Source organism: Knoellia koreensis, from assembly GCF_013041615.1.
Lineage (GTDB): Bacteria > Actinomycetota > Actinomycetes > Actinomycetales > Dermatophilaceae > Pedococcus > Pedococcus koreensis.
The window spans coordinates 583,837-598,139 of sequence record NZ_JABEPQ010000001.1 but is presented as its reverse complement, the minus strand read 5'-3'; the positions used below and the strand labels follow the sequence as shown (position 1 = coordinate 598,139).

At 71.3% G+C, this 14,303-nt stretch carries 14 protein-coding genes; 6 read left to right on the top strand and 8 right to left on the bottom strand.

Annotation, left to right across the window (positions count from 1 at the left end):
* The first annotated feature begins 24 nt into the window (after nt 1-24).
* Together HJG52_RS02985 and HJG52_RS02980 are read left to right on the top strand one after the other, a co-directional pair.
* The gene (locus tag HJG52_RS02985) at nt 25-1,590 is read left to right on the top strand and encodes an MFS transporter (protein ID WP_171242054.1); all 1,566 of its coding nucleotides are present in this window, start codon (nt 25-27) and stop codon (nt 1,588-1,590) included.
* A 174-nt stretch (nt 1,591-1,764) separates the two neighbouring features.
* Nucleotides 1,765-2,124, top strand: a complete 360-nt coding sequence (locus tag HJG52_RS02980; RefSeq protein WP_171242053.1) for an RNA polymerase-binding protein RbpA — start codon at nt 1,765-1,767, stop codon at nt 2,122-2,124.
* A gap of 74 nt (nt 2,125-2,198) precedes the next feature.
* Here the strand turns inward: HJG52_RS02980 and HJG52_RS02975 are convergent, their stop codons facing one another.
* The 6 genes from HJG52_RS02975 to kamD all read right to left on the bottom strand — a co-directional run bounded on the left by HJG52_RS02975 (nt 2,199) and on the right by kamD (nt 8,403).
* The gene (locus HJG52_RS02975; protein WP_171242052.1) at nt 2,199-2,708 is read right to left on the bottom strand and encodes an FxsA family protein; all 510 of its coding nucleotides are present in this window, start codon (nt 2,706-2,708) and stop codon (nt 2,199-2,201) included.
* Nucleotides 2,693-3,475, bottom strand: coding sequence for a polyprenol monophosphomannose synthase (locus tag HJG52_RS02970; RefSeq protein ID WP_171241548.1), 783 nt, complete (start codon nt 3,473-3,475; stop codon nt 2,693-2,695). Before HJG52_RS02970 ends, HJG52_RS02975 begins: the two co-directional genes overlap by 16 nt.
* Nucleotides 3,453-5,108 carry an apolipoprotein N-acyltransferase gene (gene lnt / locus HJG52_RS02965; RefSeq protein ID WP_346767536.1) on the bottom strand — a complete coding sequence of 552 codons (1,656 nt, stop codon included), beginning with the start codon at nt 5,106-5,108 and terminating at the stop codon, nt 3,453-3,455. Before lnt ends, HJG52_RS02970 begins: the two co-directional genes overlap by 23 nt.
* A gap of 453 nt (nt 5,109-5,561) precedes the next feature.
* Nucleotides 5,562-5,969 (bottom strand): 3-aminobutyryl-CoA ammonia lyase, encoded by a 408-nt coding sequence (gene kal, locus HJG52_RS02960; RefSeq protein ID WP_171242051.1) that lies wholly within the window; start codon nt 5,967-5,969, stop codon nt 5,562-5,564.
* Nucleotides 5,966-6,817, bottom strand: a complete 852-nt coding sequence (kamE, locus tag HJG52_RS02955; protein WP_346767535.1) for a lysine 5,6-aminomutase subunit beta — start codon at nt 6,815-6,817, stop codon at nt 5,966-5,968. Before kamE ends, kal begins: the two co-directional genes overlap by 4 nt.
* Nucleotides 6,814-8,403 (bottom strand): lysine 5,6-aminomutase subunit alpha, encoded by a 1,590-nt coding sequence (gene kamD, locus HJG52_RS02950; protein ID WP_346767534.1) that lies wholly within the window; start codon nt 8,401-8,403, stop codon nt 6,814-6,816. Before kamD ends, kamE begins: the two co-directional genes overlap by 4 nt.
* Before the next feature lie 142 nt (nt 8,404-8,545).
* Between kamD and HJG52_RS02945 the strand changes: the two genes are divergently transcribed.
* Nucleotides 8,546-8,968, top strand: coding sequence for a ChaB family protein (locus tag HJG52_RS02945; protein ID WP_171242050.1), 423 nt, complete (start codon nt 8,546-8,548; stop codon nt 8,966-8,968).
* Nucleotides 8,969-9,010: 42 nt separating this feature from the next.
* Here HJG52_RS02945 and HJG52_RS02940 read toward each other — a convergent pair whose 3' ends face one another.
* Nucleotides 9,011-10,657: an amidohydrolase gene (locus HJG52_RS02940; protein WP_346767533.1), complete on the bottom strand. Its 1,647-nt coding sequence runs from the start codon at nt 10,655-10,657 to the stop codon at nt 9,011-9,013.
* Nucleotides 10,658-10,694: 37 nt separating this feature from the next.
* Between HJG52_RS02940 and HJG52_RS02935 the strand changes: the two genes are divergently transcribed.
* Nucleotides 10,695-11,093, top strand: a complete 399-nt coding sequence (locus HJG52_RS02935; RefSeq protein ID WP_171242049.1) for a nitroreductase family deazaflavin-dependent oxidoreductase — start codon at nt 10,695-10,697, stop codon at nt 11,091-11,093.
* Between the two features lie 74 nt (nt 11,094-11,167).
* Here the strand turns inward: HJG52_RS02935 and kdd are convergent, their stop codons facing one another.
* Complete coding sequence (kdd, locus tag HJG52_RS02930) at nt 11,168-12,217, bottom strand: L-erythro-3,5-diaminohexanoate dehydrogenase (protein ID WP_346767532.1); 1,050 nt, start codon at nt 12,215-12,217, stop codon at nt 11,168-11,170.
* Between the two features lie 86 nt (nt 12,218-12,303).
* Here kdd and HJG52_RS02925 point away from each other — a divergent pair, with 86 nt between their 5' ends.
* Together HJG52_RS02925 and ybaK are read left to right on the top strand one after the other, a co-directional pair.
* On the top strand, nt 12,304-13,740 hold the full coding sequence (locus tag HJG52_RS02925) for a KamA family radical SAM protein (RefSeq protein WP_171242048.1): 1,437 nt from the start codon (nt 12,304-12,306) through the stop codon (nt 13,738-13,740).
* A gap of 68 nt (nt 13,741-13,808) precedes the next feature.
* Entirely contained in the window at nt 13,809-14,300 is a 492-nt protein-coding gene (gene ybaK, locus HJG52_RS02920; protein WP_171242047.1) for a Cys-tRNA(Pro) deacylase, read from the top strand.
* Nucleotides 14,301-14,303 lie beyond the last annotated feature (3 nt).

The following is a 14,303-nucleotide window of genomic DNA, read 5'->3' as shown; positions in this document are numbered from 1 at the left end:
TGACGCCTGTGCCACGCTTCACGCATGACGACTGAGGCCTCCCCCAGAGGCGAGACGGCCTACGCCGAGACCGACCGCTACAAGCGCCCCTGGTACTGGTACGACTGGGCCAACTCGGCGTTCGTCACGACCGTCGGCACGGTGCTCTTCGCCCCCTACCTCACCACCGTCGCCAAGAAGGCCGCCTGCCCCACCCAGGACGCCGACGCGCGGTGCTCGGTCGACCTGCACGTCGTCCCCGCTGCGGCGACCCTGCCGGGCTGGGTCTGGAAGCTCGCGCTCGCGCTCACCCTCGTCGGCCTGCTGGCCCTGGTCGCCAACGTCGTCGCGCTGATCCGTGCGCGCAGCGCCCCGCTGCCCTCCGGCCTGCCGCTGGCCGCCGCCGCAGTGGGCGCCGTCGCGCTCGTCCTCACGGCGCCGCTCGACCCCGGGTCCGTCGCGTCGTACACCGTGACCCTCTCGACGATCCTGTCGGCGGTCCTGCTCGTCTTCGTCGGCGCGATCACCGACCGCACGCCCCGCCCGGCCCGCCTCCTCGGCCTCTTCGCGTGGACGGGCTCGCTGGCCGCCGCGCTCATGTTCTTCCTCGACGGGCAGAACTGGCGGTACGGCGCCGCGCTGATGATCCTCGCGACCATCGCGCTCGGTGCCTCGCTGGTGGTCTACGACGCGATCCTCGTCCGGATCGCCTCACCCGACGAGCGGGACGCGGTCTCGTCCAAGGGCTGGGCCCTGGGGTACCTCGGTGGCGGGCTGCTCCTCGCGGCCAACCTCGTCATCGTCTCCAAGCCCGACCTCATCGGCGGCGACACGGCCACCGCGGTGCGGATCAGCCTGCTGTCCGCCGGGCTGTGGTGGGGCATCTTCACGACCATCCCGGTCCGGGGCATGTGGAACCTGCGCGGTGCCGAGATCCCCCGCACCGACGCGCCGCAGGCCGGCATCGTCCGCGGCAGCTGGGCCCAGCTGGGGCACACCTTCAGGGACATGCGGGCGTTCCCCCAGACGATGCTGTTCCTGCTCGCCTACCTGTTCTTCAACGACGGCATCCAGACCGTCATCTCCTCCAGCAGCCTCTACGGCGCCGAGCAGCTCGGGTTCGCCCAGAGCCAGCTGATCGCCTTGATCCTGCTCGTGCAGTTCGTGGCGTTCGGGGGTGCGCTGCTGTTCGGGCGGCTCGCGCGCAGCTTCGGGGCGTGGCGCACCATCCTCGGGTCGCTGGTGGCGTGGTCACTCATCGTGGTCGCGGCGTTCTTCGTGCCGGCCAAGGCGTTCATCCCGTTCGTGGCGCTGGGGGTGCTCATCGGCATCGTGCTCGGCGGCAGCCAGGCCCTGAGCCGGTCGCTGTTCAGCCAGCTGGTGCCCAAGTCGCGTGAGGCCGAGTTCTTCGCCTTCTACCAGGCCATGGAGCGGGGCACGTCGTGGTTCGGCACGCTCCTGTTCGGTCTGGTCCACCAGCTCACGGACTCCTACCGGCCGGCCATCGTGGCGCTCATCATCTTCTTCGTCCTGGGCTTCGTGCTGCTGCGCAAGGTCGACGTCAGGCAGGGCATCCGCGACGCCGGCAACGAGGTGCCCGCCGTCGTGTGAGTCTGTGACTTCGGTCACAGGAGCCAACCCTGACCTGCGGTTTTCCGTCCTGACAGGCAGACGACCAGCCGGAACATTCGACCCTCCTCCTGCGTTGTCAAGAGCGAATCCCCCGTGACCGGCCTGCAAAGTCGGCGGGCGTCACGGGACATCGAACGTTGGGAGAACCCCGTCATGGCAGAGCGCACCCTCAGGGGCAGCCGAATGGTCACGCACAGCCTCGAGACCGAGGAGCACGTGGTCCCGAGCGAGCGGCAGATCACCGCCTACGTGTGCCCGCAGGGCCACCGCACGGAGCTGCCGTTCTCGATCGAGGCCGAGATTCCCCCGACGTGGGAGTGCCGGTGTGGCGAGGTCGCTCGCCTCGTCGACGGCCCCGCGCCGGAGGACAAGCCGGAGAAGCACCAGCGCACCCACTGGGACATGCTGCTCGAGCGCCGCTCCATCCCCGAGCTCGAGGAGCTGCTCGAGGAGCGGCTGACCCTGCTGCGCGAGTCCCGCGGCGAGAAGCCGCGCCGCAAGCGCACCGCCTGACCACCCGGCATACCCGAAGAACGGCCGAAGGCCGCGTCCTGCGAGGACGCGGCCTTCGTCATGTCCAGCGGCTGCTAGAGGACCTCGCCCTCGATGACGTCGGGTCCGCTGGGACCGTCACCGCCGCGACCCGGTCCCCCACCACGACCGGTGTATGCCGTGAAGCCGCCGAGGAGGCGGCGCGCCACCGCCGCCTCGAGGACGGTGCGCGCGAGCGGGCGGGTGATGGGCAGCACGAAGAAGAAGCCGACGATGTCGGTCACGAACCCGGGGGTCAGCAGCAGCGTGCCGCCGACGAGGACGAGCGCGGCGTCGGCGAGCTGCCGCGACGGCATCTGACCGGTCGACAGCGCGGTCGTGAGGGCGCGCCAGGCCCGCCCTCCCTCGCGCTTGACCAGCCAGGCGCCGAGAGCCGACTCGGCCACGAGCAGCAGCACGGTGGGCCACCCGCCGATGAGCTTGCCCACCCCGATGATCGCGGCGATCTCGACGATGGGCACGACGAGCAGGAGGACGAACACGATGACCAGCCAGCGCGGCCGGCGGCGACGGGCGTACGGGGTACGGCCTACAGCTGGTGCCACGTGGCCTCCCGGCGACGCAGCCGGCGCAGCTGGCCGGCGCGGTGGTGCACGCCCCAGGACGTGATCCGCTGGAGCGACTCGCGCATGATGTCGCCGCTCATCTTCGAGTCGCCGATCTCACGCTCCACGAAGGTGATCGGCACCTCCACGACGGTCATCCCCCGCTCCACCGCCCGGCGGGTCAGGTCGGTCTGGAACGAGTAGCCCTGCGAGGCGACGTCGTCGAGGCCGATCCGGCGCAGCGCGTCGGCGGTGTAGACCCGGTAGCCGGCCGTGGCGTCGCTGACGGGCATGCCGAGCAGGACGCGGATGTAGAGGTTGCCGCCGACCGACAGGGCCTTGCGGTGCAGCGGCCAGTTGACGACCGAGCCGCCGCGGACCCAGCGCGACCCGATGACGAGGTCCGCGCCCGCAGCCGTGGCGGCCAGGAGGGCCGGCAGCTGTTCGGGCTGGTGGGAACCGTCAGCGTCCATCTCGACGACGGCGTCGTAGCCGCGCTCGAGCGCCCACTCGAACCCGGCGAGGTACGCCCGCCCGAGGCCCTCCTTGCCCGCGCGGTGCAGCACGTGCACCTGGGCGTCGGTGGCGGCCAGCTCGTCCGCGACCCGGCCGGTGCCGTCGGGGCTGTTGTCGTCGAGGACGAGGACGTCCGCCGTGGGAACGGCGCGTCGGATGCGCTCGACGACGAGCGGCAGGTTCTCGCGCTCGTTGTAGGTGGGGATGCAGACGAGCACCCGGGTGGGGTCAGCTGACGCTGGGTGTGGCAACAGCGGGTTCCTTCTCGTGGTCGACCGGGGCCGCGGGTCCGGCGGGGGTGCGCCTGACCCTAGCGTTCCGCCGACGCAGGCCGCAGGACAGGGCGAGCAGCACCGCGGTGGCGCCGGCGGCGGCATACTCCGGCAGCTGGCCGATCCGGTCCGAGGGGGTGATCTCGGTGCGGACCACGGGCTCGCCGAAACGTGCCGCTGGCGTGAACAACGACGTCTTGGACGTGTACGTTCCGTCGGGGTTGATGAAGCCGCTCACCCCGACCGTCGACACGTGGACCACCGAGCGACCGTGCTCGATCGCCCGGATCCGGCTGATCGCGAACTGCTGCTCGGACTCGGCGGTGAAGCCGAACGTCGCGTTGTTGGTCTGCACCGCGAGGATGTTGGCCTGCCGTCCGTCCTGGACCGTCGACTCCCGCATCAGCCCGTCATAGGCGACCTCGAAGCAGATGGTGGGGATGATCCAGTACGGGTCCTGACCCCGGACCGGCACCTCGAACCCACCCGTGCGGTCACCCTTGACGAAGTCGCGGGCCACCAGGTCGACCTTGTCGCTGAAGTTGCGGAAGAACGACCGGTACGGGATGTACTCGGCGAACGGCACCGGGTGCTGCTTGACGTATCGCTCGGGTGCGCCACCCTCCGGCCGGTAGAACAGGCTGGCGTTGGACACGTAGCGGCCCGGTCCATCGAGCACGGCGCCGATCAGCAGCGGCGCCCTCGCTGCGGCCTGCGCCGCCTGCACGTCGACGGCCGCGTCCTGGTTCTTCAGCGGGTCGATGTCGGAGGAGTTCTCCGGCCAGACCACGAGGCTCGGCGGCTCGGACCGGCCCTCCATCGCCCGAACGGTGCCGTTGACGTGGTTGTCGAGCACGGCCCGGCGCTCGGCGTTGAAGTCCAGTCCCGGCTTCGGCACGTTGCCCTGCACCATGAGCACCGAGACCTTGCGCCCGTCCGTGGGCGGCGTGGTGAGCAGGGCGGCGGCCGCCGGCGCGAGGGCCAGCAGCACGAGGACGCCGGCCAGGACGGGGTATGCCGCGGCGCGGGCCGGGCGCGGACGCCCCACCCGGTGTGACAGCCAGACCGCGCCGACGTGGAGCAGGACGCCCACGCAGGCGACGGCGAACGTCAGGCCCGGCGCGCCGGCATACCGGGCGAACGGGGCGAGCGGGCTGTCGGCCTGGCTGAACGCGAGGCGCGCCCACGGGAGGCCGCCGAAGGGCGTCGTGCCGCGGGCCCACTCCTGCAGGACCCACGCGAGCGGCACGGCCGCGAAGGCGAGCGGGCGCCAGCGGGTGGCCAGGAGCGGACGCTGGACCACGGTGGTGACCAGGCACATGAGGGCGACGTACAGCGCCTCGAGCGTGGCCAGCGCGATCCACGGCAGGTTGCCGACGTAGATGCCCGACCACGACAGGGTGGGCAGGAAGAAGCCGAACCCGTGGCCGAGGCCGACGAGGAAGGCCAGGCGCGGCCGCGACCCCAGGACGGCGGCGGACAGCAGCGCGACGGCCACCGGCGCCCACCACCACTGGTCGTGGGTCGGGAAGGCAAGCGCCATGAGCAACCCGGACAGGACTCCGACGATCACGCGCGAGACCGCGCGGGCGCGCGTGGCGGGGCTGGTCACCCGGTGAGGGTAGGACACCGACCTGAGAGAAACGCAAAGGCCCGCGCCGCCGTTGGGACCAACACGAGGCCGACTGGATGCCGGCCGCGGGCTGTTGTCTACTGAGCGCGCGGGCCTTTGCGTCGTCCACCACCGCCACGGGCGGGAGGTCTGTCCGGCTGGTACTGCACTGCTGGCGGGCGGTGGCTGCGCGCGCTAGCCACCGTGCAATGGGTCCTTGGCCGGGTGCGGACTCCCCCTCGTCGTCGGTCATGTCGGTGAGACAACCGCGAGCCAACTTACCCGCGCGACGAGGTGTGTCAAGCGGGGACCGCTGGGCGCGGACAGGCGTTTGCGCAGGTCATGGCACTACGCGGAAAACGTTGTGCGTAAAGGAAATCTGAGGAAATCGCCGGGCGGTCGGCGTGTCTCGCGCGACACGCCGGGCGGCCGCGCGGGTGCGGTGAGGCGCGGTCAGGCGCGGGGTGGCACGACGACGACACCGCGGGCGGTGGTGGCGACGACCGGGGGGTCCAGGACGTCCGCGGCGGACTCGCCGCGCTCCGGTGCACCCCGCCCGACGACCCGCACCTCGAAGTCCATCTCCCGGCTGCGGCTGCCGACCCGGACCAGCCGTGCCTCGATCTCGATGACGTCGCCGGCGCGGACGGGCGCCTTGAACTGGACGTCGGAGTAGCTGGCGAACAGGCCCTCGTCGCCGTCGGTGCGGATGCACATCTCGGTGGCGACGTCGCCGAAGGCCGCGAGCGAGTAGGCGCCGTCGACGAGGTTGCCGGCGTAGTGGGCGTGCGAGTAGGGCACGTAGCGGCGGTGGGTGACGGTCTGGCCGACCTCGGGGGCGCCGGACGGGGTGCTGGTCATCGCTTCTCCTGGGTTGCCTTGGGTTGGGCGAGCTCGTGGACGAGGTAGCTGGCGACCTCGCCGGGGGTGGTGCCGCGGCCGAAGATGCGGTCGACACCCAGCTTGGGGGCCGATCCCTCCTCGAAGCGCGGGCCGCCGACGACCAGCAGCGGCACCTGGCCGGCCGGGTAGGCCTCGCGGAACGCCGCGCTCATCGCGGTGGTGTTGTGGATGTGGGCGTCGCGCTGGGTGACGACCTGGCTGACCATGACGGCGTCGGCCTTCTCGGCGCGGGCGCGCTCGACGAGGTCGGGCACGAGCACCTGCGCACCGAGGTTCACGACCTTGATCTCGCGGTAGTACTCCAGCCCCTTCTCCCCCGCGAACCCCTTGATGTTGAGGATCGCGTCGATGCCGACCGTGTGGGCGTCGGTGCCGATGCAGGCGCCCACGACGACCAGCTTGCGGCGCATCCGCGACTTGATGGCCGCGTTGACGTCCTTGGGCGTGAGCAGCGGGAACTCGCGCTCGACGACCTTGACCTCGCGCAGGTCGACGAGGTGCTTGGCGCTGCCGTAGACCACGAAGAAGGTGAAATCAGGGCCCATCGCCTTGGCGTGGACCAGCAGGGCGGGCTCCAGACCCATCTTGGCCGCCAGCTGGAGGGCGGCACCCTCGGCCCGTTTGTCGTGCGGCACCGGCAGGGTGAACGACACCTGGACCATGCCGTCGCCGGTGGTGTCGCCGTAGGGCCGGATGATGTCGGGTGTCGCCTTCCGGGCGCCGCCGCCGGATTCCTTGGCTCCCTTGGCCGGCATGGGGTCGAGGGGCATCGCGCTGTCGGTGGTGCGCGGGTCCTGCGGGGTCACTTGGTCGCCCCTTCCTCGAGCATGGTGATCGCCGGGTTGTCGTACTCCGGTGCCCGCTCGACGACGCCGTCGAGGCCCTTGCCGGCGTCGGCGGGGCGCTTCATCAGCCCGAACGTGCCGTCACCGATGGCCTCGAGCAGCGGTGCCTTGCCGGGTTCGCTCGTGATCGCGTCGAGCAGGTCGACCGCCTCGCCGAGCACCTGGCGCGCGCGGGTCTGGATGAACCCGTCACGCGGTGGGTGGAAGTCCTCGGTCAGCCCACCGGCTGCGCCGAGCACGTAGCGGACGTTCTGGAGGGCCAGGTCGCGGTCGGACAGGAACGGAGTGACCACGGCCTCGGTCATCATGCCGACCAGCAGGATGCCCTGCCCGGTCATGGCGCCGACGAGGTTGAAGAACCCGTCGAGCAGGTAGCCGCGGAACACGTCGCCGGTCATGTGCTTGGTCGGCGGCATCCACTTCAGCGGCGCGTCCGGGAACAGCTGGCGCGCGAGCAGCGCGTGCGCCAGCTCCATCCGGAACGAGTCGGGGATCTCCGGGTTGATCTCGAACGCGTGCCCCAGGCCCAGCTGCCAGTCCTCGAGCCCGGCCTCCTTGGCGAAGTACTCGTTGAGCAGCTGGCTCACCGTCACCGTGTGCGCGGCCTCGACGGCGTCGGCGGTGGTGAGGTAGTTGTCCTCACCGGTGTTGATGATGATCCCGGCGCGGGCGTGGACCTGGCGGCTGAACCGCTGGTCGACGAACGTGCGGATCGGGTTGATGTCGCGGAAGAGGATCCCGTACATCGAGTCGTTGAGCATCATGTCGAGCCGCTCGAGCCCCGCGAGCGCGGCGATCTCGGGCATGCACAGGCCGGATGCGTAGTTGGTGAGCCGGATGTACCGCCCGAGCTCCTTGGACGTCTCGTCCAACGCCGCCCGCATGAGACGGAAGTTCTCCTGGGTGGCGTACGTCCCGGCATACCCCTCGCGGGTGGCGCCCTCGGGCACGTAGTCGAGCAGCGACTGCCCGGTCGAGCGGATGACGGCGATGATGTCGGCGCCCTCGCGCGCGGCGGCCTGCGCCTGCGGGATGTCCTCGTAGATGTCGCCGGTGGCGACGATGAGGTAGATCCACGGGCGCTGCTTCGGGTCGCCGTGGCGCTTGATGAGCCGGTCGCGGGTGGCTCGCTGCTTGTCGATGGTGCGTATGCCGCGGGCGACGGCGGTGCGCGCGGCCTTGCGTGCGCGGGTGGCGTCGTTGCCCTCCGGGACGCGGAAGCTGACCGACCCGGACGCCGACTTCTGGGCGAGGGTGAGCAGGTCGTCGGCCTCGCCCCTGCGCAGGGCGTCCCAGACGGGAGTCGTGACGCCGTGCTCGAGACCGACGTCCTCGCGGACGCGGTCGACGAGGTGGTTGACCCACGGCACCCGCTCGTGGTCGGCACCGGCGAGCCCGGCCAGCCGCAGGGTGGCGCGCTCGACCGAGACGGTGGTGTGGCTCTGGGCCAGCTTGACGACGGGGCGCCCGGCCTTGCGGGCCAGCGAGCGGGCCTTGCGGACGGTGACCGGGTCGAGGTCGAGCAGGGGTTTCACGCGAGAAGACACGAGGGCAACGCTAGCAGCGACGCAAGGATCTCCGGCCCGTGCGCGCCAAAGCCGCAAATCCTGCGGTCACGGCCGACACCGTTTGAGTCGCGCGTCCACCGGGCAGGGGGCATTCGGACCCACCCACCGGAAGGAGATCGCCATGCCTGCCACGGGCAAGGACGGCCACGCCAAGGAGAGCGAGCTGCCGAGCACGCTGCAGCGCTCGGACCAGAAGGCCAAGGACACCTACGCCAAGGCGCTCGACTCCGCCGAGGAGGAGTACCACGACGAGGAGCGCGCCCACCGCGTCGCCTACTCCGCGCTCAAGCACACCCACGAGAAGGTCGGCGACCACTGGGAGCCCAAGGACGAGAAGGGACCCTCCGACGCGCAGGCCGAGGGTGGCCGCGACACCGACCGCGAGACGGCAGGTGGCGTGGACGCCAACGCCAGCAAGAAGCACCTCCTCGACGTGGCGCGTCGGCTCGACGTCAAGGGTCGGTCGTCGATGGACAAGGACGAGCTGGTCGACGCGATCCAGAAGGCGAACGACCGGCGCAGCGACGCAGCCCGCGACGACTGACGTCGCAGTCCCCACGGCATCGACGTCACCGACCCCGCAGGCTCATCCCGTGGTCAGCGCGCCCGAGTCGAAGACGGTGCGACCGCGCACGACCGTGCGCAGGGTGACCGGCTTCGGTGCGCCGGGCGACAGGTCCGGCAGGCCGGGGGTGCCCGACCGCGGATCGGTCGACCAGGTCTGGATCCGGTCGTCCGGGGCCTGCACCACGAGGTCTCCGACCTGCCAGACCGCGAAGGTGGCCGGCAGTCCCAGGTCGAGGTAGCCGCGGTCGTCGATGCCCGCGGCCCGCCACCCCCCTCGGGTGTGGGCGAGGAAGGCCGACCGGGCTGAGACCCGCTGGCTCTCGTCGTGGTGGTTGACGCAGGCCGCGACCGCGCCCCACGGGTCGAAGGGCGTGACCGGTGAGTCGGACCCGAAGGCCACCGTCATGCCGGCAGCCATCATCGAGGCGAACGGGTTCATCGGACCGACGTCTCCCCCTCCCCGACCGAAGACGCGGTCGGCACCCAGCCGCGCGGCATACATGCCGTCATCGCCACCCCAGAAGGCGTCGAAGGCGGGCTGCGCCGAGGCGGCGACCCCGAGCTTCACCAGCCGGGCGATGCCGTCGGCCGAGACCATCTCGAGGTGCTCGAGCCGGTGCCGACCGCGGACGACCGCGTCGGCGCCGACGAGCTCGGCCGCCGCCTCGAAGCCGGCGATCGCGGTGTCCACCCCGGCGTCACCGATGACGTGGAAGCCCGCTTGGAGACCGGCGAGCGAGCACGCGGCGACGTGGTCGCGGACCTGCTCGACGGACAGGTACGCGTTGCCGGTGTGGCCAGGTGCGTCGGTGTAGGGCGCGCGCAGGTGCGCGGTGCGGGACCCGACCGACCCGTCGATGTTGAGGTCACCGGCCAGGCCGCGGGCGCCGCGCAGTGCGGCCACATCGCGGGCCTCCTGCTCGTCGGCGACCAGCTGCGCCCAGTAACCCATCGTCTGGGGGCCGTCGCCGCGTTCGCCCGCGGCGAGCACCTCGGCGAAGTCGGCCGTGCCCGACAGCGTGCGGCCGCCGTTCTCCTGCACGAGACCGATGCCCGCCGCAGCAGCAGAGGCCAGCGCCCGGTCGATGTCGGCCCGCCGCTGCTCGGGGGTGACGGCCGCGGCGAACGCCTCGCGGGCGGCATGGTGCGCCTCGCGCGTCACGAGTCCGTCGCCCTCCCAGCCGGGTAGGTCACGGGCCCCGCTCGCTGCCGCGAGGGCGGAGGAGATGACGGCCGAGTGACCGTCGACCCGCGGCGAGTAGACGACGCCGCCGTAGGTGGCGCGGTCGAGCTCGGCGGCCGTGTGGACCCGACCCTCTGCCCAGTCCCCCTGGTCCCAACCCGGCGCATAGACCGGGCGGCCGCGCTCGCGGCGGGCGCCGTCCTCGATGCGCGACAGTGCCTCCTGCGCCGACCGGGCGGTGCCGAGGTCGACGCCGCGCAGCTGGGCGCCGGTCTGCGAGGTGTGTGCGTGGGCATCGACGAACGCCGGCGTGACCAGCGCGCCGTCGAGCTCGACCACCTCGTCGACGGCATCCGCGTGCACGCTGGCCGCGTCGTCACCGCCGATCCAGGCGATCGTGCCCGTTGCGTCGTCGACCACCATCGCGTTCGCGAACGGGTCGATCGGTGAGTAGACGAAGCCGCCGCGGTAGAGAGTCGTCACGGATGCACCCTAGGCGCCACCGTCGTACCGTCGAGAGGTGCCCATCCCCCAAGCGGTGACCCGGTTCAACAAGGCGGTCGGCAACAAGGTGCTCATCCACCTCGCCGGCCACGGCCCGTTCGTGGAGCTCGAGCACGTCGGCCGCAAGTCCGGCAAGGTCTACCGCATCCCGCTCAACGCGTTTCGCTCCGGCGACACCGTCACCCTGGCCCTGACCTATGGCCCCAAGGTCGACTGGTACCGCAACGTCGTCGCGGCCGGGGGCTGCCGGATGCGGATGGGCCGCGAGATCCTCACCCTCGGGGCACCACGGACGGTCACCCCGGAGCAGGGCATGGCGCGGATGCCGGCCTTCGCCAAGGTGATCCTGCCGCGGGCCGGTGTCACCGACTTCGTCGAGCTGCCGGTCCTGTCCGCCCGCCCGGTGGCGGGCTAGTGCCCCGCGAACTTTGGCCCAAAGTTCGCTCGTGCTTGGAACCTTCCCGACACAGACGAACTTTGGCCCAAAATTCAGTTGAGCCGGGACTCGAAGAGGGCGCGCACCGCGGCGTTGCCGCGGATGAGGTCGAGGGCGTATGCCGCGTGGCCGGGCACGTAGCCGTTGCCCACCAGCATGCGCACGTCGGCCGCGACCCCCTCGGCCCCGAGCGCTGCCGCGGCGAAGTTCGTGGCCATCGAGAAGAAGATGATCGTGCCGCCCTGCGCGGTCGACAGGATCGCCGGCTGCTCACACCCCGGCACGTCGACGCAGACGACGGTGATGTCGGCCGGACCGCCTGCCGCCGCAACGGCTTCCGACAACCCGAGCGGGCTGCGCGCGTCAGCGATGACGACCTCGTCGGCCAAGCCCGTGCCCTCGAGCAGCGCGGCCTCACGCTCGACCGGCACGACCGCGATCCGCTTCCCGGCACCCGAGGCGGCGGCCGCGGCGAGCGAGAGCGAGCCGGACTTCCCGGCCCCACCGAGGACGGCGACGGTCGGCGCCTGTCCGCGCGCGGCATACTCGCCGACCACGCGTGAGACGAGCGCGGGGGCACCGCAGACGTCCATCACCATGAGCGCCAGTTCGGGTGAGAGGTCGTCTGGAAGCTTCGCCGCGATCGAGCGACCGAACAGGATGGCGTGGCCCGCCGCCGGGATGCGCTCCTCGGTGCCGTCCCAGCGCTCCAGGCCGTCGGTGACCACGAGCGGGGTGAGCGACAGCGAGACGAGGGTGGCGACGCGGTCGCCGGGTGCGAGGCCGAGCGTCGACTCGGGGCCGACCTCCTCGACCGTGCCGATGAGCATGCCGCCCGAGCCGGTGACGGGGTTCTGCATCTTGCCGCGGGTGGCGACGATGTCGAGGACCTCGGCGCGGATGGCCAGGCCGTCGCCCGCGTGCTTGTCGTGCAGCTGGCGGTAGGAGGCGGCGTCGAGGTTGAGCGTCTCGATGGCGATGCGCACCTCGTCGGGCCACAGCTCGGGACGGGCGTCGAGGCGCTGCGCGGCCTGGGGCAGGCTCGCCCCGGCGGGCTCGAGGACGCGGTGCAGACCGACCGGCGAGGAGGGGGTGTCAGGCACAGAATCTCCCATCGATGGCGACACCCAGCGCAAGATATGCGGCGAGATGTCGTCGTGAACGCAACTTCTCCCGTATCCTGCCACGTATGAGCACGACGATCGAGCAGCCGTACGTCTACCGCCACCGCGAGCTGGTGGAGCCCGACTGGACCCGCTTTCCGGGCTGGCGCGACGTGACCGCGCAGGACTGGGCCAGCGCCCAGTGGCAGCGCGCGCACTGCGTCAAGAACCTCAAGCAGCTGCGCGAGCTCATGGGCGACCTGCTCACCGAGTCGTTCTACGCCGACCTCGAGCGCGACCAGGCCGAGCGCGCCACGATGTCGATGCTCGTCCCGCCGCAGATGATGAACACCATGGTGCCGTCGACCGACGAGCCCATGCCGGCGGCCGGCGCCGACTTCACCCGCGCCTTCTACGCCGACCCGATCCGGCGCTACATGCTGCCGGTCTTCTCCGACCGCCGCACCGACTGGCCGAGCCACCCGCACGCGACCCGCGACAGCCTGCACGAGCACGACATGTGGGCGACCGAGGGGCTCACCCACCGCTACCCCACCAAGGTCCTCGCCGAGCTCCTGCCGACCTGTCCCCAGTACTGCGGCCACTGCACCCGCATGGACCTCGTCGGCAACTCCACGCCGCAGGTCGACAAGCTCAAGCTCGTGGGCAAGCCGGTCGACCGGTACGCCGCGATGCTCGCCTACCTGCAGCAGACGCCGCAGGTGCGCGACGTCGTCGTCTCCGGTGGTGACGTCGCGAACATGCCGTGGAAGAACCTCGAGGGCTTCCTCGACAAGCTGCTCGAGATCGACAACATCCGCGACATCCGGCTCGCCACCAAGGCGCTCATGGGTCTGCCGCAGCACTGGCTGCAGCCGGACGTCGTCGAGGGTGTCGGCCGGGTCGCCGCCAAGGCGCGCCAGCGCGGGGTGTCCCTGGCCATCCACACCCACGTCAACAACGCCCAGTCCGTGACGCCGCTCGTGGCCGACGCCGCCAAGGCGATGCTCGAGGCCGGCGTCCGCGACGTCCGCAACCAGGGCGTCCTCATGCGTGGCGTCAACGACTCGACCGAGCAGCTGCTCGACCTGTGCTTCGCGCTCCAGGACGACGCGATGATCACGCCCTACTACTTCTACATGTGCGACATGATCCCGTTCTCCGAGCACTGGCGGCTCTCGCTGGCCGAGGCCCAGCACCTCCAGCACTCGATGATGGGCTACCTGCCGGGCTTCGCCACGCCGCGCATCGTCTGCGACGTGCCGTTCGTCGGCAAGCGGTGGGTCCACCAGGTCGACAGCTACGACACCGAGCGCGGAATGTCGTTCTGGCGCAAGAACTACCGCACGTCGATCGAGGGTGCGGACACCGAGGCCCTGTCGCGTGACTACGTCTACTACGACCCGATCTACACCCTCCCCGAGGCCGGCCAGCAGTGGTGGCGCGAGCAGGGCGACCACGAGGCGACACACGCCGCCGCGGTCGAGGCTGCGGCCGCGTCGCGCGAGGCGTCGCTCGTCTGACGTCCCCCACCGGACAGACGCGGAGGTATGCCGCGGGCACCTGCGGGCGCCCGCGGCATACTCGCGTCGTGGCCAAGAAGCGTGACCAGAGTGCCGGCACCCCGGCGACCACGGCGCTGACGCGGGCGGGGGTCGAGTTCGGGGTGCACCCGTACGACCACGACCCGGCCGCGGCGTCCTACGGGCTGGAGGCGGCCGAGGCGCTCGGGGTCGCGCCAGCACAGGTCTTCAAGACGTTGCTGGTCGACTCGGGCACCGGCTTGGCGGTTGGGATCGTGCCGGTCGACCGGCAGCTGGACCTCAAGGCCGTGGCGGCGGCCCTGGGCTGGAAGAAGGCCGCCATGGCCGACCCCGCCGCGGCCGAGCGATCGACGGGCTACGTCGTCGGCGGCATCTCCCCCATCGGGCAGAAGCGTGCCCTGCCAACGGTGCTCGACGCCACTGCCCAGGGCTTCCAGCGGGTCTACGTCTCCGGCGGGCGTCGCGGGCTGGACATCTCGCTGGCGCCCGCCGACCTCCTGAGGGTCACGAAGGGACTTTTGTCCGAGATATCTCGATGACCC

What these genes read in the sequence shown, in the direction of transcription:
- HJG52_RS02945 (WP_171242050.1), top strand. Translation starts at nt 8,546, where the DNA reads ATGCCTGCCACGGGCAAGGACGGCCACGCCAAGGAGAGCGAGCTGCCG.
- HJG52_RS02985 (WP_171242054.1), top strand. Translation starts at nt 25, where the DNA reads ATGACGACTGAGGCCTCCCCCAGAGGCGAGACGGCCTACGCCGAGACC.
- kal (WP_171242051.1), bottom strand. Translation starts at nt 5,969, where the DNA reads ATGACCAGCACCCCGTCCGGCGCCCCCGAGGTCGGCCAGACCGTCACC.
- HJG52_RS02980 (WP_171242053.1), top strand. Translation starts at nt 1,765, where the DNA reads ATGGCAGAGCGCACCCTCAGGGGCAGCCGAATGGTCACGCACAGCCTC.
- HJG52_RS02925 (WP_171242048.1), top strand. Translation starts at nt 12,304, where the DNA reads ATGAGCACGACGATCGAGCAGCCGTACGTCTACCGCCACCGCGAGCTG.